At 38.5% G+C, this 21,982-nt stretch carries 27 protein-coding genes; 8 read left to right on the forward strand and 19 right to left on the reverse strand.

The window, feature by feature from the left end; genetic code table 11:
- Positions 1-53 precede the first annotated feature (53 nt).
- On the forward strand, positions 54-1,067 hold the full coding sequence (locus QUE72_RS15755; protein ID WP_286270043.1) for an aspartate carbamoyltransferase: 1,014 nt from the start codon (positions 54-56) through the stop codon (positions 1,065-1,067).
- Between the two features lie 9 nt (positions 1,068-1,076).
- Positions 1,077-2,366 carry a glutamate-1-semialdehyde 2,1-aminomutase gene (gene hemL / locus QUE72_RS15760; RefSeq protein ID WP_286270045.1) on the forward strand — a complete coding sequence of 430 codons (1,290 nt, stop codon included), beginning with the start codon at positions 1,077-1,079 and terminating at the stop codon, positions 2,364-2,366.
- A gap of 50 nt (positions 2,367-2,416) precedes the next feature.
- Here the strand turns inward: hemL and QUE72_RS15765 are convergent, their stop codons facing one another.
- From QUE72_RS15765 to QUE72_RS15790, 6 genes are all read right to left on the reverse strand, one after another.
- Positions 2,417-2,818: a hypothetical protein gene (locus QUE72_RS15765; protein WP_074500210.1), complete on the reverse strand. Its 402-nt coding sequence runs from the start codon at positions 2,816-2,818 to the stop codon at positions 2,417-2,419.
- 279 nt (positions 2,819-3,097) lie between these two features.
- On the reverse strand, positions 3,098-3,490 hold the full coding sequence (gene rpsI / locus QUE72_RS15770; protein WP_074500209.1) for a 30S ribosomal protein S9: 393 nt from the start codon (positions 3,488-3,490) through the stop codon (positions 3,098-3,100).
- Positions 3,491-3,493: 3 nt separating this feature from the next.
- Positions 3,494-3,922 carry a 50S ribosomal protein L13 gene (gene rplM / locus QUE72_RS15775; protein WP_074500208.1) on the reverse strand — a complete coding sequence of 143 codons (429 nt, stop codon included), beginning with the start codon at positions 3,920-3,922 and terminating at the stop codon, positions 3,494-3,496.
- A gap of 376 nt (positions 3,923-4,298) precedes the next feature.
- Positions 4,299-5,078, reverse strand: coding sequence for a TIGR04219 family outer membrane beta-barrel protein (locus QUE72_RS15780; protein WP_286270050.1), 780 nt, complete (start codon positions 5,076-5,078; stop codon positions 4,299-4,301).
- Between the two features lie 4 nt (positions 5,079-5,082).
- Positions 5,083-6,075, reverse strand: coding sequence for a DUF2333 family protein (locus tag QUE72_RS15785; protein WP_286270051.1), 993 nt, complete (start codon positions 6,073-6,075; stop codon positions 5,083-5,085).
- Positions 6,076-6,084: 9 nt separating this feature from the next.
- Complete coding sequence (locus QUE72_RS15790; RefSeq protein ID WP_286270053.1) at positions 6,085-6,582, reverse strand: copper chaperone PCu(A)C; 498 nt, start codon at positions 6,580-6,582, stop codon at positions 6,085-6,087.
- Between the two features lie 68 nt (positions 6,583-6,650).
- Between QUE72_RS15790 and QUE72_RS15795 the strand changes: the two genes are divergently transcribed.
- Positions 6,651-7,388, forward strand: coding sequence for an enoyl-CoA hydratase-related protein (locus QUE72_RS15795; RefSeq protein WP_286270054.1), 738 nt, complete (start codon positions 6,651-6,653; stop codon positions 7,386-7,388).
- A gap of 27 nt (positions 7,389-7,415) precedes the next feature.
- Here QUE72_RS15795 and QUE72_RS15800 read toward each other — a convergent pair whose 3' ends face one another.
- From QUE72_RS15800 to dusA, 7 genes are all read right to left on the reverse strand, one after another.
- The gene (locus QUE72_RS15800; RefSeq protein WP_286270056.1) at positions 7,416-8,390 is read right to left on the reverse strand and encodes a tetratricopeptide repeat protein; all 975 of its coding nucleotides are present in this window, start codon (positions 8,388-8,390) and stop codon (positions 7,416-7,418) included.
- Between the two features lie 298 nt (positions 8,391-8,688).
- Entirely contained in the window at positions 8,689-9,027 is a 339-nt protein-coding gene (locus QUE72_RS15805; RefSeq protein ID WP_074495289.1) for a hypothetical protein, read from the reverse strand.
- A 40-nt stretch (positions 9,028-9,067) separates the two neighbouring features.
- Positions 9,068-9,280: a PspC domain-containing protein gene (locus QUE72_RS15810; protein WP_074495286.1), complete on the reverse strand. Its 213-nt coding sequence runs from the start codon at positions 9,278-9,280 to the stop codon at positions 9,068-9,070.
- 68 nt (positions 9,281-9,348) lie between these two features.
- Positions 9,349-10,011 carry a phage shock protein PspA gene (gene pspA, locus QUE72_RS15815; protein ID WP_286270058.1) on the reverse strand — a complete coding sequence of 221 codons (663 nt, stop codon included), beginning with the start codon at positions 10,009-10,011 and terminating at the stop codon, positions 9,349-9,351.
- 10 nt (positions 10,012-10,021) lie between these two features.
- Complete coding sequence (locus tag QUE72_RS15820) at positions 10,022-10,303, reverse strand: hypothetical protein (protein ID WP_286270059.1); 282 nt, start codon at positions 10,301-10,303, stop codon at positions 10,022-10,024.
- A gap of 750 nt (positions 10,304-11,053) precedes the next feature.
- Positions 11,054-11,185, reverse strand: coding sequence for a hypothetical protein (locus QUE72_RS15825; protein WP_286270060.1), 132 nt, complete (start codon positions 11,183-11,185; stop codon positions 11,054-11,056).
- Positions 11,186-11,464: 279 nt separating this feature from the next.
- Positions 11,465-12,430: a tRNA dihydrouridine(20/20a) synthase DusA gene (dusA, locus tag QUE72_RS15830; protein ID WP_286270062.1), complete on the reverse strand. Its 966-nt coding sequence runs from the start codon at positions 12,428-12,430 to the stop codon at positions 11,465-11,467.
- A 238-nt stretch (positions 12,431-12,668) separates the two neighbouring features.
- Between dusA and zur the strand changes: the two genes are divergently transcribed.
- From zur to QUE72_RS15855, 5 genes are all read left to right on the forward strand, one after another.
- On the forward strand, positions 12,669-13,103 hold the full coding sequence (gene zur / locus QUE72_RS15835; protein WP_074495273.1) for a zinc uptake transcriptional repressor Zur: 435 nt from the start codon (positions 12,669-12,671) through the stop codon (positions 13,101-13,103).
- A gap of 251 nt (positions 13,104-13,354) precedes the next feature.
- Positions 13,355-13,819, forward strand: a complete 465-nt coding sequence (locus QUE72_RS15840) for a chemotaxis protein CheX (protein WP_074495270.1) — start codon at positions 13,355-13,357, stop codon at positions 13,817-13,819.
- A gap of 392 nt (positions 13,820-14,211) precedes the next feature.
- Positions 14,212-15,390, forward strand: coding sequence for an IS4 family transposase (locus tag QUE72_RS15845; RefSeq protein WP_286269174.1), 1,179 nt, complete (start codon positions 14,212-14,214; stop codon positions 15,388-15,390).
- Between the two features lie 356 nt (positions 15,391-15,746).
- On the forward strand, positions 15,747-16,169 hold the full coding sequence (locus tag QUE72_RS15850; protein WP_407704979.1) for a secondary thiamine-phosphate synthase enzyme YjbQ: 423 nt from the start codon (positions 15,747-15,749) through the stop codon (positions 16,167-16,169).
- A 47-nt stretch (positions 16,170-16,216) separates the two neighbouring features.
- The gene (locus QUE72_RS15855; protein WP_286270064.1) at positions 16,217-16,597 is read left to right on the forward strand and encodes a PH domain-containing protein; all 381 of its coding nucleotides are present in this window, start codon (positions 16,217-16,219) and stop codon (positions 16,595-16,597) included.
- Between the two features lie 17 nt (positions 16,598-16,614).
- Here the strand turns inward: QUE72_RS15855 and alr are convergent, their stop codons facing one another.
- The 6 genes from alr to rpmE all read right to left on the reverse strand — a co-directional run bounded on the left by alr (position 16,615) and on the right by rpmE (position 21,923).
- Positions 16,615-17,691, reverse strand: a complete 1,077-nt coding sequence (gene alr, locus QUE72_RS15860) for an alanine racemase (protein WP_286272994.1) — start codon at positions 17,689-17,691, stop codon at positions 16,615-16,617.
- A gap of 13 nt (positions 17,692-17,704) precedes the next feature.
- Positions 17,705-19,120 carry a replicative DNA helicase gene (dnaB, locus tag QUE72_RS15865; RefSeq protein WP_074495263.1) on the reverse strand — a complete coding sequence of 472 codons (1,416 nt, stop codon included), beginning with the start codon at positions 19,118-19,120 and terminating at the stop codon, positions 17,705-17,707.
- Positions 19,121-19,275: 155 nt separating this feature from the next.
- Positions 19,276-20,217 carry a DUF4097 family beta strand repeat-containing protein gene (locus QUE72_RS15870; RefSeq protein ID WP_286270065.1) on the reverse strand — a complete coding sequence of 314 codons (942 nt, stop codon included), beginning with the start codon at positions 20,215-20,217 and terminating at the stop codon, positions 19,276-19,278.
- Positions 20,218-20,227: 10 nt separating this feature from the next.
- Positions 20,228-20,722, reverse strand: coding sequence for a hypothetical protein (locus QUE72_RS15875; RefSeq protein WP_286270066.1), 495 nt, complete (start codon positions 20,720-20,722; stop codon positions 20,228-20,230).
- 4 nt (positions 20,723-20,726) lie between these two features.
- Positions 20,727-21,293 (reverse strand): RNA polymerase sigma factor, encoded by a 567-nt coding sequence (locus QUE72_RS15880; protein ID WP_074495256.1) that lies wholly within the window; start codon positions 21,291-21,293, stop codon positions 20,727-20,729.
- A gap of 417 nt (positions 21,294-21,710) precedes the next feature.
- The gene (gene rpmE / locus QUE72_RS15885; protein ID WP_074495253.1) at positions 21,711-21,923 is read right to left on the reverse strand and encodes a 50S ribosomal protein L31; all 213 of its coding nucleotides are present in this window, start codon (positions 21,921-21,923) and stop codon (positions 21,711-21,713) included.
- Positions 21,924-21,982: the final 59 nt, after the last annotated feature.

A 21,982-nucleotide genomic window follows, 5' to 3' on the forward strand; every position in this document is an offset into this window, starting at 1 on the left:
TTTCGTGTATATCGCACGTAAAGTAAACACCATTCCATTACTTAGGAAAGACTATGATGACCTTCGAAGGTAGCCATATCCTTTCAGTTTCACAATTTGATCGTGAAGCTATTTCAAAAATCTTAACTGTCTCTGCACAAATGGCGCCGTATGCCATGCGTCAAAAACGGTGTCATGTATTAGAAGGCGCCATCCTTAATAACCTCTTTTTTGAACCTAGTACAAGAACACGAGTTAGTTTTGGTACTGCCTTTAATTTGCTTGGAGGCTTTGTTCGAGAAACCGTTGGCGAAGAAAACTCATCGTTAAGTAAAGGTGAATCACTATTTGATACCGCACGAGTCATTAGTGGTTATTCAGATGTTATCGCTATGCGTCACCCAAAAATGCACTCAGTCAGCGAATTCGCTACTGGTAGTAATGTGCCGGTAATTAATGGTGGTGACGGCGCTAACGAACACCCAACACAAGCATTATTAGATTTATTTACCATTGAATCTGAAATGAAACCTTTTGGGCGCACATTAGATGGTTTACACATCACCTTAATGGGTGATTTAAAGCATGGCCGTACGGTACATTCGTTATCTAAACTTCTGAGCCTTTACAACAATATTACTGTCACAATGATTGCACCAGATGCACTTCAAATGCCTGATAACGTTATTGCTACACTTGAAAATGCAGGTCATAAAGTCATCCTTACGAATACAGTGGAAGGCAATCTTGACTGCGACGTTATCTACCAAACACGTATCCAACAAGAGCGTTTTGCCAGCCCTGGCGAGGCTGATCTATACCGCGGCCACTTTAGTTTGAATCGCGATATATACCAACAGTATTGTCAAGCACATACCGTAATAATGCATCCATTACCCAGAGATTCTAGACCCGAGGCAAATGAATTAGATACCGATCTAAATGATTTAGATAATCTCGCTATTTTTAGGCAAGCACAGAACGGTGTACTGGTAAGAATGGCACTATTTGCATTGGCGCTTGGCGTTGAAAATTCACTAACAAAATATGAAAAACCGATCACTTGGTATACCAACAAAGCCGGTTAAGGACGTGATATGAACAAATCAGAACAACTTTTCGAACATGCAAAACAAATTATTCCTGGTGGCGTAAATTCTCCCGTTCGTGCTTTTAATGGTGTAGGCGGCACACCATGCTTTATTGAACGTGCTGATGGCGCATATATCTTTGATGCAAATGGTAAAAAATACATCGATTACGTAGGCTCATGGGGCCCGATGATTTTAGGTCATAACCACCCTGCGATTAAAAAGGCGGTTATTGAAGCTGCTGAAAATGGTCTTAGTTTTGGTGCCCCAACCGAAATTGAAATCACTATGGCAGAAAAAGTACGTGAAATTGTTCCTTCGATGGAGCAATTACGCATGGTGAGCTCAGGTACAGAAGCAACCATGAGTGCTATTCGTTTAGCCCGTGGCTTTACCGGCAGAGATAAAATTTTAAAGTTTGAAGGCTGCTATCATGGCCACGCTGACTCACTGCTTGTTAAAGCCGGTTCAGGGGCTTTAACCATGGGCGTACCAAATTCACCAGGGATCCCTGAAGATTTTGCTAAGCACACTATCACAGTGAGTTTTAACGATATAGAACAAGTTAAACAAGTCTTTAGCGAGATAGGCGATCAAATCGCTTGTATTATCGTAGAGCCTGTTGCAGGCAATATGAATTGTATTCCACCTGTTGCAGGATTCCTTGAAGGCTTACGTGTTGTGTGTGATCAATATCAATCTGTACTCATCTTCGATGAAGTGATGACAGGCTTTCGCGTGGCATTAGGTGGAGCTCAAGCTCATTACAATATTACCCCTGATTTAACCACTTTAGGAAAAGTTATCGGTGGTGGTATGCCAGTTGGTGCTTTTGGTGGTAAAAAAGAAATTATGGATTACATCGCACCAGTAGGGCCAGTTTATCAAGCGGGCACGCTTTCTGGAAACCCACTTGCGATGGCAGCAGGTTTAGCTTCTTTACAGGAATTAAGCCAGGGTAATAAGCACGAGAAGCTTACTGCTAATACAGAAGCGTTAGCTAAAGGGTTTAAAGCTGCTGCTGATAGTCATAACATACCGTTATCTATCAACTACGTAGGCGCAATGTTTGGCTTTTTCTTTACCGAAGAACAGCAAATAACAAGCTTTTCACAGGCCACAGCATGTGATGGTGAAATGTTTAAACGGTTCTATCATCTAATGCTCGAAGAAGGCATTTATTTAGCGCCATCAGCATTTGAGGCAAGCTTTTTATCAACCGCACATTCTGATGAAGATATTGCAAAAACACTTGCAGCGGCTGAAAAGTGTTTTGCTATGTTAGCAAAACACTAATAGCGACGAAAAAAGGCGACTAAAATTAGTCGCCTTTCGCTTTTAACGATTTATTCTACTTTTATTTTTACAGTTTGTAGCTCACTCTGTAACCAATTGTAGGCTTGCTGCCACCCCAACTCCAACCCAGAAAAAACACGACAATTCCATTTGTCTATAGCACGTAATGCTTGTAAATTATTCGATATTTGTTGTGCTTCTTTTGAATAATATACAAAGGCTATCGCTTTTAAATGCGCATAAGACGCAACACTTAGTTTTGCTTCATAGCTATAAGTATAGTGATTAACTTTATTAATAAGCATTGCAAAATTATTGCAAAACCTTGATTGAATAAAATGATGACATTCATCCACCATTTCAAGATCCATCACTATGCCTTCATCGACTACAACTTCTACAATATTGTTAGAAAGCAGATTAAATTGCCCGAAACTCAAGCGATGTTTCATCTTTGCTTCCTTACAAATACCACAAAGTGTTTGCAGTTTTTTTGCGTAAACACGCCATACAAACATAGCGGTATTATTGTAAGAATTCAAACAAATCTGGTGGGAAAATCAAGCTAAGGAGAGTTTTTAAAACTAACCTGATGTTTTCGAAGTTAATTACATGGCAAATTGGTATAACTTAAATGGGCACGCATTTATCATCATCTCTATCAATGATAGAGCTAACATTAAGGCAAAAAAAAACCGGCAAAAGCCGGTTTTTTTGCATAACGTAATAAATTAACGTTTTGAAAATTGTGGACGTTTACGTGCTTTATGTAAACCAACTTTCTTACGTTCAACTTTACGTGCATCACGAGTAACGAAACCTGCTTTACGTAATTCGCTACGTAATGTTTCATCATATTGTAATAATGCACGAGTAATACCGTGACGAATTGCACCCGCTTGACCAGTACTACCACCACCGGCAACAGTAATGTTAAAGTCAAACTTTTCAGCTACTTCTGCAACATCGATAGGTTGACGAACAACCATACGTGCAGTTTCACGTGCAAAGTATTCTGTAATGTCACGCTTGTTAATTGTAATTGCACCACTACCAGCTTTCATGAACACACGAGCAGTAGAGCTCTTACGACGACCAGTACCGTAATATTGATTATCAGCCATTGCTTACAGCTCCAAAGGTTGTGGTTGTTGTGCAGCATGCTTGTGCTCAGGGCCAGCATACACTTTTAACTTGCGGTACATTTCACGACCTAAAGGTCCTTTAGGAAGCATACCTTTAACAGCGAATTCAATCGCACGCTCTGGCGCTTTTTCAATTAGTTTTTCAAAACTAATTTGCTTTAAACCACCAGGGAATTCTGTGTGCGAGTAGTAAATTTTACCCTTCGCTTTGTTACCAGTTACTTTTACTTTCTCTGCGTTAACAACTACGATGTAGTCACCTGTATCACAGTGAGGCGTGTATTCTGGCTTGTGCTTACCGCGTAAACGGCTAGCAATTTCAGTAGCGATACGACCAAGAGTTTTATTCTCAGCGTCCACTAAAAACCATTCGCGTTCTACGCTTTCTGGCTTAGCTACAAAAGTTTTCATTTGAAAAACCCAATATTAAATATGTTACTTAAAAAACAGCTTCACGCTGCAGTTCAATAAGACTTCGCTGTACCCCTTCGAGTATCGAGCCCTTTGTTTACGGTTTGGGAAAAACCTAATAAACAAAATTGTAACGTTAGGGAGCGCAGGATTATACAGAAAAAAAAACATAAGATCACGTACAAATTTTAATCTTTGATGATTTTGTACATTTTTTTAAAAATTAGCCAATTAACATCAACATACCGCTTGGCAAACATTATTTGTCTGAGCAAAAAGCCGTAAAGGTAATTGATTAATGTCGATTACAGAATTTACACTTGATAACCACCTACCAAAGCAGGCGGTAGATGGTTATTACGTTATTAGCGAATACTTAAAAATGTACAATCGCTCCAGCAAAGATGCCTTCAAATTCAATATTAGCATATAAATTATTGATGTCTTCGAGCTCTAACTTAACAGCGCGATAACCTAAAGTTAGGCTAACATCCACCGCTAAATTATCAATAACATCGTAACTAACACCTGCTTGATAATCATATAACGTGTGATCATCCAAAGATAAAAAATTGCCTCGAGCAAATACGTTTACTCCGGTGAATGGTAAACCTACGATGGTAGAAGCATATAGCATAGGCACTATTTCATCTGTTGATAATGAGCCGGTAACTTGCGTCGTCGTTGTTGTACCATCGTTAGACACGTTAGCTAACCCAGAGACTGAAACGTCTCCGTCAAAATCACGCCCTGTAATACCGAGATCAAACGAAAACAGACCATTATCAAAAAATTCATAATATAAGGTATAGTCGGTATAGCTTACATCAAAGTTTGCGTTTAATTGATTATTCGCTTCAAACGTATAATCATCAAACACAAAGTCTGAATTAAATTCAGTTGTACCTTTAGTTGCGAAATCTGTTTGCGAAATCATCGCATTGGGAATAAAGGGTAATGGATGTTCTACGGCAATAAACAATGAACCTTGTTGTTCATCTTTAAGATTAAAATTTCTTTGCCCGCCACTTTCGCCAAATACACCAGATGCTTCGTTGTCCCATATATGACCACCTAAGTAGACGCCAATTGCATCTGCTTGTACTGATGAGCTAAACATTATTGTTGATATAACGGTTGCTATTAATTTATTCATTGGTTTATCCCTGACTTAATAAATCATTTAAATCGATAAGTGCGGCATTAGCTCGCGATATATAATTAGCCATCACTAAAGAGTGATTTGCCAAAATGCCAAATCCGTCGCCATTGAGAATCATCGGACTCCAAATAGCTTCTTGGCTTGCCTCTAATTCACGAATAATTTGTTGTAAACTCACTTTAGCATTTTTCTTTGCTAATACATCATTAAAATCAATTTCAATCGCTTTTAAGAAGTGTAATAACACCCAACTTGCGCCACGCGCTTCATAAAATTCATTATCAATTTGCCACCAACTTGTTTTTACATGTTTTTGCTGGTTTGCGTAGGTTGATTGACTTGCCACATCATCACCCGCTAAATCAGTATTAAGTTGTTCGCGTCCAACACTTGCACTTAATCGTTGTGAGTAACTTCCCATACGTTTAGTAACTTCTTGTAACCAATCACGTAAATTATCTGCTCTGGCATAAAATTGTGCGTCTTGTGAGTTAACTTCAGTGAGTTGCTTACGATAAATATAAAGTGCATCAATGGCTTTTTGATACTCATTTTCAGCACTCGGCATTGCCCAGCTCGTATGATCAATGTTTAATTGTGGCTGTGCTATTTTTAATTGCGTATTTTCAACCGATTGCGACTGAGAACGACTAAACTCTTGTCGCATTACCAGCGCCATATCGCGGATCATTTCTAACGCGCCAAATTCCCATGCAGGAATATTGTCAAGAAACACTGACGGCGGTAAGGCATCATTAGCCAAATATCCACCGGGCTTGTTTAAAATCGTTTCTGTCACTCTTATTAACGCAGTGGTTGTGGTATAACCAACAACGGGGGATACATTTTCCGTTTTTGCCGCGTCGATTACCTCTTGTCTTATGTCTAATTTTTCAGGCTCAAAACTCCAATAAACACCCAAAAAGTAAAGCGCTAGGCAAATAATGCCAACGATGGAGGTAACGGTTTTTACTGACACGTTAAGATTCATAACTCACTCCTAATGATGATTATGTTGATGCGCTTTTTCGCTTTTCCGTTTAATGCTTTCAACCGGTAATGTAATAGCCAAACGCTCTCCGCCTTCAAAATGCAGACTTAAAGCAACGTTGTCACCGGCACTTAAAGGCTCCTTAAGTTCGAAAATCATTAAATGTAACCCTGACGGCTGTAATGTCACTGTGTCATGCATGTTAATTTCGATCGCATCAAGCTGACGCATTTTCATCATGCCATCCGACATTTGATGCTCGTGAATCTCGATTCTAGAACTAATATCACTGCTTGCACCAATTAGCTTTTTATTTTTCATACTATGGTTACTGATCACCATATATGCAGATGAAACATCAGTACCAGGTATTGTTGCTCGTATATAACCATTTTCTATCGTCACTTTTTGATCTGCATGAGCAATATGCGTTAATAATACCAACACACTGGCAAATGCCACCGACATCCATTTCTGACAAGTCTTTGTGAAAAATCTAATATTCATGGCTTGCTATCTTTCCTTTATATACTCATATTATATTCATACTGCCATTGTAACTAAGCTAATTTCAAATGGATAATTTAATTCTTTCAAATTTACAAAATAATGTTTTGCACATAACTATTAATCGCTTCGACAAAAAAAATGCATTAAATTCAAAAATGTATTTAACATTGTGTGATTTACTCGCATCAGCTGCAACGAACGATAAAGTGAATAGTGTACTCATTCAAGGCAATGAAAGTTGCTTTTGTGCCGGCAACGATTTAGCTGACTTCATTAAGCATGCTAATGATGACGACCTTGCTGCATTTCAATTTGTCAAAGCACTAGTACATTTCAACAAACCTCTGATTGCTGCAGTTGCAGGCCCAGCTGTTGGTATTGGTACCACTATGTTGCTTCATTGTGATTATGTTATCGCAACAAAAGACGCAAAATTAAAACTACCGTTTAGTCAGTTAGGGCTTTGTCCAGAAGCCGCTTCAAGCACTTTATTACCGCTAAAGTTAGGTCATAACAAAGCTTTTGAGTTACTTGTATTGGGCGATACGTTTAGTGGACAATACGCACACGACATTGGTTTAGTTAATAAAATTACCTCTAATGAAACGTTACTTTCTGATGCACTGGCAGTGGCTGAAAAAATAGCGAAACTACCTGCAGATGCCACTCAAACAAGCCGACGCTTAATTAAACAAGCAACACAACCACAGGTACTTAAGGCAATTGAACAAGAAGCTATAGAGTTTTCAAGGTTAATAAAAACAAACGATTGCCAGCAAATACTGCAACGTTTTTTTAATTAACGACGTTCTCTAAAGAGCTAGTAGCACTTAGCTCTTTAACTTTTTAATTTTCTTTTTAAGCTCTTTTACCTTGTCTGCTAGTTTTTCTTCGTCGTTTAACTCTATACTCGTTAACGTTTTTTCGGCTATATCATATTTTTTCTGATGCATGTATAACTGCGCTAACCTTAATTGGCTCCATTTCTCATACTGCTTACTATTTTTTACTTGGCTATTTTGCAAGGCATGAATACCTACTTCTACCTCTTCACCAGTTTCTGCTGCTAACTTACCTTGTTGATAAAGCGCTTTCGTTTTTTCTTCATCGTTTTGCGCAAATTTAACGGCAAGTTTGAAGTCTTCGCGTGCTTTTTGCCATGCTTTATCATCCATGCTTGTTATTGCACGATAGAAGTACAATTCACTACTTTCAGGGTATTTCACTAATCCTTCTGCAAGTGTTTTGTAAGCTTCTTGTGGTTTTTCATTGGCTCGGTAAATAGTCGCAAGATGCTTATACCCTTTCACTGGTGCAATTGTTAATAGTTTTTTCGCATATTGTGTTGCTTTATCTATATCTCCACCAGCAATACCTGGCGCATGTAAATAAAAACCAATCGCCGTATCAAGTGCTTCAATATAGTTAGGTTTCAAGGTTAATGTTTTTTCTATCGATTCAACAAAATCTTCCGCATAGCCCAACTTTGAAAAAATACTTGCCTGTTGAGCCATAATAATTGCACTGACTGAAAAATAGTAATTAACTTGCGCATTTGATGCGTGTTGTTCTTTTAATGCTTCAAAATAATCAAATGCTGGCTCTCCATCTTCATTTGATAAAAGTAAACGCCCTTTGGCTATTTTAGCAGGCAAAGTTTGCTTAACATCATCAGGCAAGGCTGAATATTCAGTTTTAGCTAACGCAATATCTTGTTCAGTTAATGCTTTCTCCACTTTTTCCATTGTTGAGGCAACACTTGCTGAGCATAAAAAAAACCATATTATTAGTATTAGCGCTTTCATTTATTATCCTTTGTCCATATTTTGTAAATTAAGATTAGGGCCTGTTGATCTTTCGCGCTTATTTTTGCAGCAGTTTATTGGTATTTAGACAAGGCATTGCGATTAATGTGTGGTTATTCCACATGAAAAAGCAATAACGACGTATAAATACCAAAAAACGCTGCCCTTTGGGTTGAGCTAAACGCTATTTCTTCATCGTTGTTCGCAATTTACATGGAATAACCATGCGACATTGCTCACGTCTTGAACAAAAAGCGTTTAGTTCGAACAAAATTTAATCTCGAAAGATCAACAGATCCTAATTATATTGTCGTTGTTTGTTTCGCGTACATAACCAAATAACGCCGGCTATCATGAATATCGGCCAAAAGGCACCAAGTAATGCCATAGCAACTGCACCAAAAACAAGCATCGCAAGAAAAATCACCGTACCAAACACACTGACAACTATCGCCACGGCAACAAGAGTCAATATCACAACAACTAACGCTGAGATACTGATCGCCTTTAAAGGTTCAATAAGTTCTTCTCCCATGTATACGTCAACGTCAAAATATTCGACAAAACTGGTCCCTAAAACATAAGTAAGAAACAACGTGGCAATAATGGCAAGTAACAGTGATTTAAATAATGACATAGCCTACTCCTATCGTTTGAAAGTACTGCCTTAACAGGGACTAATAATGATTTGGAAGTAAAATTGTTGCACAAATATAAGCAACCGCTGTAACGACAGGAAATGCAAATAAAGATACAACCGCTGCAATTCTTACTCCCCAACGTGGAAATTCGTAATGTCGAGCAATACCAGCACAAACACCTGATACTTTCTTATACAATTGATCTTTCGATAACGTAGACTGATGTGTATATTGACGTTGATATTTCATGTGTTTTTCCTTCTAATTAATGGGTAAACATGACACTTTGAACATAAAGTGTCATGGCAACGTGGTGATTAGCTATTGACTGTTTTCTTCTTTAAATTAGCGATTTCTTCATCAATACGTTCATCTGTTTCCAGCGCTGATATTTGGCTTGCAAGATCTTGATTAGCCGTTAAATCAAATGCTTCAACTTGCGCTTCAACGTCATCAATTTTTTGCTGGTATCGCTCAAACTTGCTAATCGCATCTTCAATATTATGCACTTGTGCGCTTTCTCTTACTTTTAATCGCACCGTTGCTGATTCTTGTCTTAACACATAGGCTTCTTGCTTGCGTTTTGCTTCTGATAACTTACTTTGTAAACGCTGGCTATCTTCCTGTACCGCAGTTAAAAACTCTTCTAATTGAGAAAGCTCCTGTTCATAGCTTTCTTGTTCACTCTGTGCTTTATGTTTTTCAACTAAGGCTGCTTTTGCAAGATCATCACGATCTTTTGCTATTGCTGTTTCAGCCTTCTCTTGCCAATTACCAACAGATTTTTCTAGCTGGCGAATATGTCGTAATACCGACTTTTTCTCAGCAATATGTTTTGCCGCTGTCGCTCTTACTTCAACAAGTGTTTCTTCCATTTCTTGAATGATTAATCTGACCATTTTTTCTGGATCTTCTGCCTTATCTAGCATGTTGTTAATATTGGCATTTATAATATCTGTAAATCGTGAAAACATTCCCATGGTATTTCTCCTACTCTTCTTCTATGGTTCTTTTTGATGATGGTGACACCTGAGCGATCATTTGCTCAGTATGAACAACTGGCTTATCAGCTAAGGCGATGGTTAATTTAAGTTGCGCTTGAATATTATCTTTCAATGCTTTTGATATCTGCTGTGACACTTGTTTAGTTTGTTCTGCTACCGCTTTATTTACGCTATCTTCAATACTGCTTTGATTTGCCGATACACTCGTAATTGTCGTTAGTCCTATAACAAGTGAAGTCAATAATAATGAAAAACGTTGACGGTTCATGTTGCTCTCCTGAGTGTGTGTCATCTAAAAATTAAAAACTTACCCTTCATTAATCTATACATTACAAAGCTTGTGCCAACAGCGTAAATTTATTTAACCACTTGTTTTATAACAAATATTTAAATAATCACTAAATCCTTAACAATTCACGACATAATATGTCAAACGAAATTATAGTGAATATAACTACCGATTTAGTCTAATTGACCAATATGACTATTTGACTGATGAGTAAGACTCTTCACGTAATAGGTACGCCGAGACAATTACCTTGTTTGATCTAGGTTCTGAGCCCTCATAGCTATCGATACCTCTGACCAATGAACGCTATTATTTAGCAATTGGGTGAGAGCAAAGAGAAGGTATTATTCTTTAGCATTGCGTTTTTTATGCCTGCCAATGTGGTACAGCTTTCTACTTTATTATCAACTAAGTAAATCTGTGCTGCTTAATAGAAAAACAATTGTTCAGATGACATTGGGAGGCTTCAATTTAATTAATGGCACGAAAAATAATGTAACTGCACAAGTATGTTATTTAACAGGTAAAATATCAGGAGTAGGTATTATGTTTCGCCGGATGATAGTACAAAACCGAGAGGAGCAAAGAACTCAATAATGCGTTGTCGTTAATGGCTCAAGAGAAGCATGTGTATACATTGATAGTAATCATTATGCTTAATAAAAATAATTCACTTTGATGAAAAAGGCACATTAGTTAAGATATTTAATTCGTTTTTCTTTCAAGTAATCAAATATCACAAACAGATATTCGATTACTTGTATTGAGCTTTTTTTCAAAAAACCGAATCACAACTGAGCAGGCAAGCACCGCTGCAGCAGGGATCATCATGATCATAGAAATGGTTAATAAACTTAGCATCTTCTTGTCCTTTAATAAGGTTATAGTGAGTAAGATGCAAGAAAGTAAACAAAGGTTGTGCCATTACAGCAAAAAAAACATAAACCATTGAATTATAAAGAAAGTTAATTTTTACAAAAAATTAACTTTCGAAACAGGTTTTTAATTATCATAACCAGTTGGTGAATTTCACTATTTGTTAGTAAAAAAATTGCTAATTATTGTTTTATTGAGAGTTAACAACCTAATTAGTTTCCCGAATACGGGAATACACTTCCCGATTTCGGAACTTTGTCGTCATTAAATACCCTTCACTTTACCAAACGCTTCAAGTAGAACACGACTATTTGCACCTTCACGGTTAGCATTTTCACTTAAGTAACGACGATATTGTTTTGCCCCTGGTAAACCGTTGCATAAACCAAGCATATGCCGAACAACATGCCATACACGACCACCATTGGCGACATAATTATCAATATACGCAGCCATTTCTTCAATAATTTTCGCTCGTTTTTTCACCACAGTGTTTTCATGCCAAACTTGCTGATCCGCTTGAGACAATAAATAAGGGTTTTGGTACACCTCTCGGCCGATCATTACCCCATCAATATGGGTTAAATGTTGATTTACTTCTTGAAAAGATTTAATCCCACCATTAATGGAAATGTTTAACGACGAAAAGTCGCGTTTAATTTGGTAAACCCGCTCATAATCAAGTGGTGGTACTTCCCTGTTTTGCTTAGGGCTTAAACCACTTAACCATGCTTTACGAGCATGTACAATAAAATGTTCACAACCCGCTTGAGATACCTCACTGATAAATTGATGTAAAAACTGATAGCTATCTTGATCATCAATACCAATGCGCGATTTCACGGTAACAGGAATATTTACTGCTGTTTGCATTTGCTCTACACAGCGAGATACTAGAGCAGGTTCAGCCATCAAACAGGCACCAAACTTACCGTTTTGAACACGGTCAGAAGGGCACCCTACATTAATGTTTATTTCATCATAACCTTGCTGCTCGGCGATTATCGCACATTCTGTCATTGCTTTAGGGTCACTACCACCCAACTGCAAAACAACAGGATGTTCTTCTTCGTTAAACCCTAAATAATCGCCTTTACCAAATAAAATAGCGCCCGTTGTCACCATTTCCGTATACAGCACCACGTTTTTAGACATGGTTCGATAAAAGTAACGACAGTGGCGATCGGTCCAATCAAGCATGGGTGCAATAGATAGTTTATGAGAAATCATAACGTTAAATTAAAAGCCTATAAAAGTATTATGTCAGCCTCTTAAGATATCGGGCTACTTCAGCAGTAATTATACGTTTTTTATATGCGTTAAACAAAAGAACATCGGCTCTTATTACAGAAAAAGCAAAATAATCACTATGTATTAACAATCATTTAAAGAGTTTTCACTGAAACGCTGGGTAACCTTTTTTCTCTATGGTAGACTCATTTAAAACAGTGAAAATATCGATAATGCAATGAATATTGAAAAATTGTTAGAGCAAGCAAAAGCCTATTGTGTAAAAAGAGAAGTTAGGTTTACTCCAACGAGAGAGCAAGTATTTAAATTATTAGCAGATAGAAATAAAGCTGTAGGTGCTTATGATTTACTTGATGAACTTAAAGAGACCGACCCAGCCGCAAAGCCTGCAACGATTTATCGTGCATTAGACTTTCTCAGCCAGCAAGGGTTTGTGCATAAAATTGAATCTATTAATGCATTCGTTTTATGTCATCACTTTGGTGACTGTAACCACCCTGTACAATTATTAATATGCGATAAATGTGGTTTAGTTGAAGAAATTCAATCTAATGATTTTGATATGGCATTAAAAGAAATGGCTGGGCAAAAAGGCTTCACGGTTCATCATCAAATTGTAGAAGCACACGGTGCTTGCATGGATTGCCAATAATAGTTACTCACAGATAAATGATAAAATTTTCATACTATTATTGGTAAAATTAGCAATACTCGTCGATACTTACAGGCAACTAGGTAATTAATGTGAATTTTCAAGAATCTGAAGTAAATGTTTACATAACTTTTGCCAAAGAGCATAAAGTTGCTAGTATCTTAGAATAACAATTGGTATTCTCGATTTACATTTACTAATTATATGTGCAAAATCAGAATACTAGAACTGATAAGGCTTTGAGTACCTTCATGAATGTAGAGTTTATTAACCCATTTTTATCGTCAATGCTAAATGTAATGTCAACAATGGCTCAGATGGAATTGACCCCAGAAAAGCCTAAGCTTAAGAAAAATGAAGTAGCCATGGGCGACGTATCAGGTCTAATTGGTATGGTGAGTGAGCAAACAAAGGGCTCATTATCCATTACATTTGATGCTCCATTAGCATTAGCAACCATGAAAAATATGGTTGGCGAAGCACCTGATGAGGTCAATGAAGAAATTACCGACTTGGTAGGTGAAATTACCAATATGGTAACAGGTGGCGCCAAAAGAATGCTAAGCGAAAAAGGCTTCGAATTTGATATGGCAACTCCTATGGTTGTGTCTGGCAATAACCATACAATTAACCATAAAGCAGACGGCCCTATTGTTATTATTTCGCTGAGCGCGCCAGAGGGCAAAGCGTATATCGAATTCAGTTTCGATAAATAATAAGCCCTCTTACTAAGCTTTATTGTACCCCCATAAAAAAGTTAATCGTACGATTAACTTTTTTGGTAGTGCCCATCATCAATGGTTCCTTGTCGCCAGTCTGATCGAAGTATACCAAGACTGTTTGTTCGCGGGAATGAATCGATAATAGCCGTTTGATATAGTGATCAATCGTTTTTAACTTATACCAATTCGCATAAAGATTAAGTCAGTTCAGAGCGATGTCAGAGGTGGGAGAATAAGCGAAACGTGTGCAGGTATAGTTGTCACGTTTTGCGCAATTATCGCGGCTCTAACACGCTCCCAAAGGGCTGACGAATCCCCAAAAAATGACAGGCACAACATTTTATGATCTTATTAGTTCGCCAAAACAAAAATAAGAGTAAAATGCTATGCCTGAATCCTTACTTTGCCATAACTTCTTTGATAAGTCCTTATCGAATTTCAATCAAGCGAGAATGAAGACACTTAAAGCATGCTCTGAAGCACTTATAGCGTCTGATAGATTAACCTTAACAAGTTTGGGGCGTTACTTAGCTGGACGTGCGAACATTAAGCATAAAATAAAAAGGGTTGATCGTTTTCTTAATAACGAGCATTTGTTTAACCAACAAGTTGAAATATACGCTTCGTTGGCCAAACCAATCATTAGCAACTTGCCTTATTTAGCCATTGCAGTGGACTGGAGTGGTTGTTGTCGTTCAGATTACCACCTGCTTAGAGCGAGTTTACTCGTTGACGGCCGTTCTTTAGTGCTTTACAACATGGTTGTTGAATTAAAAGATTTTGATACGCCAGAAACCAATGCCAGATTTTTAGACAACCTCCTTCAAGTTATTGGTGAACACCGGTCCGTTTATATTTTGTCAGATGGTGGTTTTCTTACTCCTTGGTATACTAAAGTCCGTTCATTAGGATGGCACTTTATTGGCCGTCTCAGAGGCACGATGACATGTAAGTTAGAAGGTAAAAATACTTGGGAAAAACTCCCTGCCTTTCATCAGGGAGCGAGCTGTCAACCAACTCGACTTGGCAAAGCGAGGGTTACTCAACACAGTCCAACAGCATGTGATGCATTTCTCCATTTGTACAAAGGAAAATACAAAGGACGAAAAGGGAATAGCCGTTTTACTAAAGATACTCGCATGTATCGACGGCATGCTCATGAGCCATGGTTACTCGCAACATCAGATAATACACTCACTAGTGATCAAGTAATTAAGTTGTACAGTAAAAGGATGCAAATTGAGCAAAACTTTCGCGATGACAAAAGCCAACAATATGGCTTTTCGTGGCGGTTTAGTAAAACACAAGGCGTAAGGCGAATGAGTGCCTTGTGCTTAATTGCATGTTTAGCCAGTCTATTACTTTGGTTTGTTGGCTTTGAAGCGGAGCAGCGCAATTGGCAAATAATGTTTCAGGCTAATACGATAAAACACCGCAGAGTTCTATCGTTTCTTACATTGGCGAAGCAAGTAATTCGGCATAGACTCCACAAAATTAAAAATCACTATCTACAGAAAAGTCGAGAAAACTTTTTAGCTTATTATCAAATATGTTCAGTTATATAAAAATGGGGATCCGTCAGCCCAAAGGGCGAGTTTAAACGATTCATAGCCTGTGTTGTTGATTTTAACAAGGACGCTACAAGGATGTAGCTTATTAGAGAACGCAGGAGCACGTTCTCCTGAATAACCATTCTCTGCAATCAACGCCGTGCCTCTAAAGCGTTTAATTCTCGCTGAATGACCGAATATTTATGCGAATTGGTATTACCCTGTTCCTGTGGCTAAATTTGATGTGCTTACCAAGTATTATTGAAAAACAAATTAAATCGGTTCAACATAGCTACACAATGGCTCATTCAGATATTGCAGTATTACCCAATTAGGGCGTGTTAGTCTTTTAAGGAACTTAAGTAATCAATATTATGTGGCAACAAAAAACATTTCAGCTACCCGCAAAATCACGAGGGTTTCATTTGATCACCGATGAGATAATTAACCATCTACCGCACATATCAGCCATTGAATGTGGTTTGTTACACCTTTTCATTCAACATACTTCCGCTTCATTAACCATTAATGAAAACGCCGATACAACAGTAAGATCAGATTTAGAACGCCACTTTAATACCTTTGTCCCCGAAAATGCGCCATATTATCAACACACTTACGAAGGTGCCGACGATATGCCAGCTCATATAAAAGCGAGTACATTAGGTAGTAGCGTATCTATTCCTATTACCAATGGACGGTTAAACCTAGGTATTTGGCAAGGAGTTTATCTTGGTGAGCACCGCAATTTCGCAGAAGCAAGAACCATCATCGCCACTATTCAAGGGCAATAATTTGTTTTATGGTATTAATGACAAATCATCAATAACAAGGAAATTTTATGGGTTTTTTATCAGGGTTAATGGGCAATGCATCACAGGTTGATGTAAATGAGCTAGCCGAAGAACTCTCACCTATTTTAGCAAACAATGAAACGATTGAACTTGGATTTAAATTAATTCGTGATAAATTTATTTTCACCAGTGATCGATTAATTTTAATTGATAAACAAGGTCTAACAGGTAGTAAAGTTGAATATCACTCTGTGCCATATAAAGCCATTACTCACTTTAAAATTGAAAGTGCCGGCCACTTTGATCTCGACTCAGATTTGAAAATTTACATTTCTGGTCACGATACGCCAATCAGTAGAGAACTAAGAAAAGGTGACGACATTGTCGCTATTCAAAAAACACTCGCTAACTGTTTATTCGCTAGATAAGCGTGAAGATATTCACGCTATTTAAGGCGTGAATTAACGCGCTTACTAATATTACATAATAATTCGTAGGGAATAGTGGTTGCGTGCGCGGCAACCTCTGCAACACTTAATGACTCGCCCCAAAGTGTTGCAACATCACCAACGCTATCCTTTGCCCCTTGACCTAAGTCAACGGTTATCATATCCATTGATACACGACCAACTAAGGGGACACGGCGATCATTTATTAACACTGGCGTACCATTAGCAGCATGGCGTGGATAACCGTCACCATAGCCAATGGCAATAACACCAATAGTGGTATTTTTATCACTACGCCAATTAGCACCGTAGCCGACACCTTCCCCCGCCTTAATGTTTCTAATGGCAATTAAACTCGCTTGCAAAGTCATTACCGGCACAATGTCGTGAACATTATTATTAGCATCATGGATCATTGGGGAAACACCGTACAACATTAACCCAGGGCGAACCCATTGAAAGTGGCATTCCGGCCATGCCCATATGCCCGCGGAATTTGCCAAGCTTTTTTCATTACCAAAAGAGGCGGTTAACTGATTAAAGCGAGCAAGTTGCTCGGTGGTGGCGGAGTCTTGAGTATCGTCAGCACAGCCTAAGTGGCTCATCACAACAATATCATTTTGTACATTGTCACTCGCGGTTAATTGTTGATAGAAATCTTCAAATTGCTCAGGATTTACGCCTAAACGATGCATACCCGTATCAACTTTTAACCATACTTTTAACGGCTTATCTAAATCAGCGTTTAAAATAGCCGTTAGTTGCTGTTCGTTATGTACAATCGTTTGTAAGTTATTAACGGCTAAAATCGGTAAGTCTTGCTCAGTAAAAAAACCTTCAAGCAACACTATGGGTTTGACTATACCATCAGTTCTTAATGCTAATGCTTCTTCGATTCGTGCCACGCCAAAAGCATCGGCCTGCGGTAACGCTTTGGCAATACGTTCTAGCCCATGGCCATAAGCGTTTGCTTTCAGCACAGCGAGAATATTGCTGTTAGGTGCTTGTGCTTTTATCGCTGCATAGTTTTGTTGTAACGCGGCAAGGTCAATTAATGCAGTCGCGCTTCGAATACTCATTGCTAAATTAATCTTCTTCTAATACATGAGGGCCAGCGTAATTATCAAAGCGAGAAAATTGTCCTTGGAAAGTTAACGGTACTCGGCCAATTGGACCGTTACGTTGTTTACCAATGATAATTTCGGCCATCCCTTTAAATTCAGAGTCATCGTGATATACCTCATCACGATAAATAAACATAATTAAATCGGCATCTTGCTCAATAGAGCCTGACTCACGTAAATCTGAGTTAACAGGACGTTTGTCTGAACGTTGCTCTAGACTACGATTCAGCTGTGATAATGCAACGACGGGGATCTCTAATTCTTTTGCTAATGCTTTAAGTGAGCGAGAAATTTCAGCTATTTCTAAGGTACGGTTATCAGAAAACTGAGGTGCTCGCATAAGTTGAAGGTAATCGACCATGATCATACTTAAGCCACCATGATCTCGCGCAACACGCCTCGCCCGAGAGCGAACTTCTGTCGGCGTTAAACCTGCAGAGTCATCAATAAACATTTTACCTTTTTCAAGTAACAACCCCATAGTTGAAGACAAACGTGCCCAATCTTCGTCATTTAATTGTCCAGTTCGTATTTTGGTTTGGTCTATTCGGCCTAATGACGCCAACATCCTCATCATGATTTGTTCTGAAGGCATCTCGAGAGAAAAGATCAAACAGGGTTTATCTGAAGTCATCGCCGCCGTTTCACACAAGTTCATTGCAAAAGTTGTTTTACCCATTGAAGGACGAGCAGCAACAATTATAAGATCAGAAGGCTGTAGACCTGCGGTCATTTTATCTAGATCAGAAAAGCCTGTGGTTACACCTGTTACCCCATCGTGCGGTTGTTGATAAAGTTTTTCTATACGGTCAACAGTTTTTTCTAGCACGTTATTAATGTTTTCTGGGCCTTCAGATTTATTCGCCCTTTTTTCGGCAATCTGAAACACGCGCGTTTCAGCTAAATCTAGCAGTTCAGCACTGCTGCGCCCTTGAGAATCAAAACCGGCTTCAGCGATTTCATTAGCCACTGCGATCATTTCACGCGTTACTGCACGTTCTCGAACAATGGCTGCATAGGCTGTTATGTTGGCTGCACTTGGCGTGTTTTTCATCATTTCAGCGAGGTAAACAAAACCACCGGCATCATCAAGCTTTTGATCATTTTCTAACGCTTCTGATAGCGTGATCAAATCAACAGGGTCGCCAAGCTCAATCAATGAACCAATTGTTTCAAACGCAATGCGGTGAGAGCGGCTATAAAAATCTTCAGCAACAACACGTTCAGAAACACGATCCCACGCTTCGTTATCAAGCAATAAGCCGCCTAATACAGACTGTTCGGCTTCAAGCGAATGTGGTGGCACCTTTAACTCGTCGACAAGTTGGTCATGCTTCTTATTGTTTTTGGAAAAATTTGCTGGCTTGCGATCTGCCATTCATACACCTGTGTTGATTTATCGGTATCAGTGATCATTGCTAACGTTTAATTCACTGAAAGCTAAGGCGAGTATTATGGCTTAGAAGAACGTTTTAAGTAAAGAATAAGCGAAGAAGATTATGAGCGACTGCTAATGAGCCGCTCAAGGTAAACTTATTTTAATAAGCGAATAGTACCACTAACAGTTGTTGCTTTTACCGTTGCACTACCGTTCCCCACTTCAAAATTAAGCTTAGCACGTGGTGAGTACTTACTTTCAACGGCTTTGTCACTGGTAATATGGTTAAGTAAATCACCGCCTGCATGCGTTTTCAATCGAAAAGTAGCATTAACATCATCAATGAATTTAAGGGCAATGTCACCACTCACTGAAGACATTTTCACTCGGCCATTATCTGCTAGCGCTAGTTCACCTTCGATTTCACCACTTACTGACGATAGCTCTAATTCATCCACTGTTGCCAAACTAAATGTTAGATCACCTGATACAACACCTAAATCAACTTCTGTCGCATTTGATTGCGTATCAATTTCGCCACTTACTGCGCGTAGCTGCAAGCGACCACTTGAGGCTTTATCTGATATTTCACCACTGACAGTGGTCATGGTGACTTTGCCTTTGACGTTAATACTTTTAATATCGCCGCTTACTGTTGAAATTTCTACTTGATGGTCAATATCGCGAATATCGATATCTCCACTCACTGTTTTGCCTTCGATGCCTTTCGTAATACTTTCTAAGCTAAAATCAGAAGACACTCCGGAAAACTCTACTCGCATACGTTTAGGTACCATAATAACCAAATCAGAACCGTCATTATTTCGGGAGTTATGATGATTTTTCATGCGCACTTTTATATCAATAACACTACCGTTTTTATCAAAGTCGAATGCTTTTGCGTGTTCATCAAGCTTACCCTTTACCACCACTTGATTTTTATCCCAACCCTTTATCGCAACTTCACCACGCATATTTTCAACATACACTTTACTAACACCTTCACCAGACATGGTTTCATCTATTAGATTCTTTGAAAATACAGGTAAGGTAACAATAGCGCTAAATATGCCTACCAGTAAAAATAACGTTTTCATAAACCTTCCTTTAAATTGTTTGCCATTGCGGGCTGTATAATTTTTTGATCAAATCTAACTCTTGTTTTTGAGTCCAGCGTAATAAGTTAAGTAAATCACCATTATTTTCATCTTTTGCTAGTGCTTTTTGTATCGCCTGCTGTGCTTCTTGCAGCTCAATTAGCTGGGTTTTCATTGTAGGTGACAACTGTGTAAGATCCGGTTGTCCTAAGCTGGTTAACATAAGTTGCTTTTGTTGTTCAAAGTCTTGCTTCATTATTTTGGCAAGGCTTTGCTGTTCAGTTACGTCAGTGACCGGCGTTAAACTTAACCAAGACACTAACACTGCAACAACGATACTGGCAGCCCAAGCTACCGGGTAAAATGATTTTCGTTTACTTGTATTGTTTGATTGTTGCGCAATGGCTTTTTCTATACCAGGCCAAAGGTCTCGCTCAGGTGTTCGCTCTCTCGGTAATTGCGCTACTTGTGTTTGTAGTTCGCTATCGGTTATCGGTTTTTTCATGCTACTACTCACTTAATGCTTCTTTTAGCAATGTTTTAGCTCGGTGATATTGAGCTTTACTTGATCCAACAGCCATTCCTGTCATGCTGGCAATTTCTTCGTGTCGATAGCCTTCTACCGCAAATAATACAAACACAATACGCGCTCGTTCTGGCAATTGTTGAATGTGTTTATCTAACTCATGTACTTCAACATGATCAGACATAGCAACGGTTTGTTCTTCAACAAATTTATCTTCCACGCTGAATACTTTTTGTATCCATGTTTTTTGCTTTCGAAGATGATTTAACACCACATTTGTCGCGACACTATGAAACCATGTAGAAAACTTACTATCACCACGAAAGTGATTAATTTTTTGCCACATTTGCACAAATACTTCTTGGCAAATATCTTCTGCGCTGTCTTTATCAGCAATCATTCGCCAACACAACGCATAGATGCGTTTATGATGACGCTGGTATAACTCAATGAACGCGCGTTGCTCTCCGCGTTGTGCTTGTGTTACCAGCTCAAAGTCTTGATCTTGAGAAAAGCGTTGCTGTGCGTCAATAACTTGAGAGTTACTCAAATGCTCTTTCCATGTTGGCTGTTTAATTATTTAGATGCAGTATGAATAAAAAAGGTTTAAAAGAAAAAGTTTTAATAGCAATTGAATTAAAGATTTGATCAACTTAGAGCTTCATTAGCACGCTTAGAACAAGCTAAATAATTTAACTATAGTCAATCTATGGTTTGATTATTTAGGGAAGTTATCAGGGGACTAATGAGCTCCCAAGGGCGAGTTTAAAAGGCTTATAGGCTGTGTTATTGATTTTAACAAGGACGCTTCAGGGATGAAGCTACTTAGGTTAGGTCAGGAACAACTAACCAGTGCCTCAATCCTTTTAACTCTCGCTAAGTGACCAAATGTTTATTTTAATTGGTATAAGGCATAAAAAAAGCGCCATAACTAGGCGCTTTTCTCAAACGAAATGCATCATTAAGCTTATTTTTTGCTTAATGCACCAAAACGTTTGTTGAATTTATCAACGCGGCCACCAGTTTCAGCAGCTTTTTGCTTACCAGTGTAAAATGGGTGACATTCTGAACATACGTCAAGGTGAATGTCTTTCGCTCTCGTTGAACGAGTGTTGATTACGTTACCACAAGAACAATGTGCCTTGATTTCAACGTACTCAGGATGGATACCTTCTTTCATGGAAAACCTCTAAATATGGGCCGTATCGCCACTCAGTCGAACCAATTTCGCTAAGCACC

Source organism: Thalassotalea hakodatensis (genome assembly GCF_030295995.1).
GTDB lineage: Bacteria > Pseudomonadota > Gammaproteobacteria > Enterobacterales > Alteromonadaceae > Thalassotalea_C > Thalassotalea_C hakodatensis.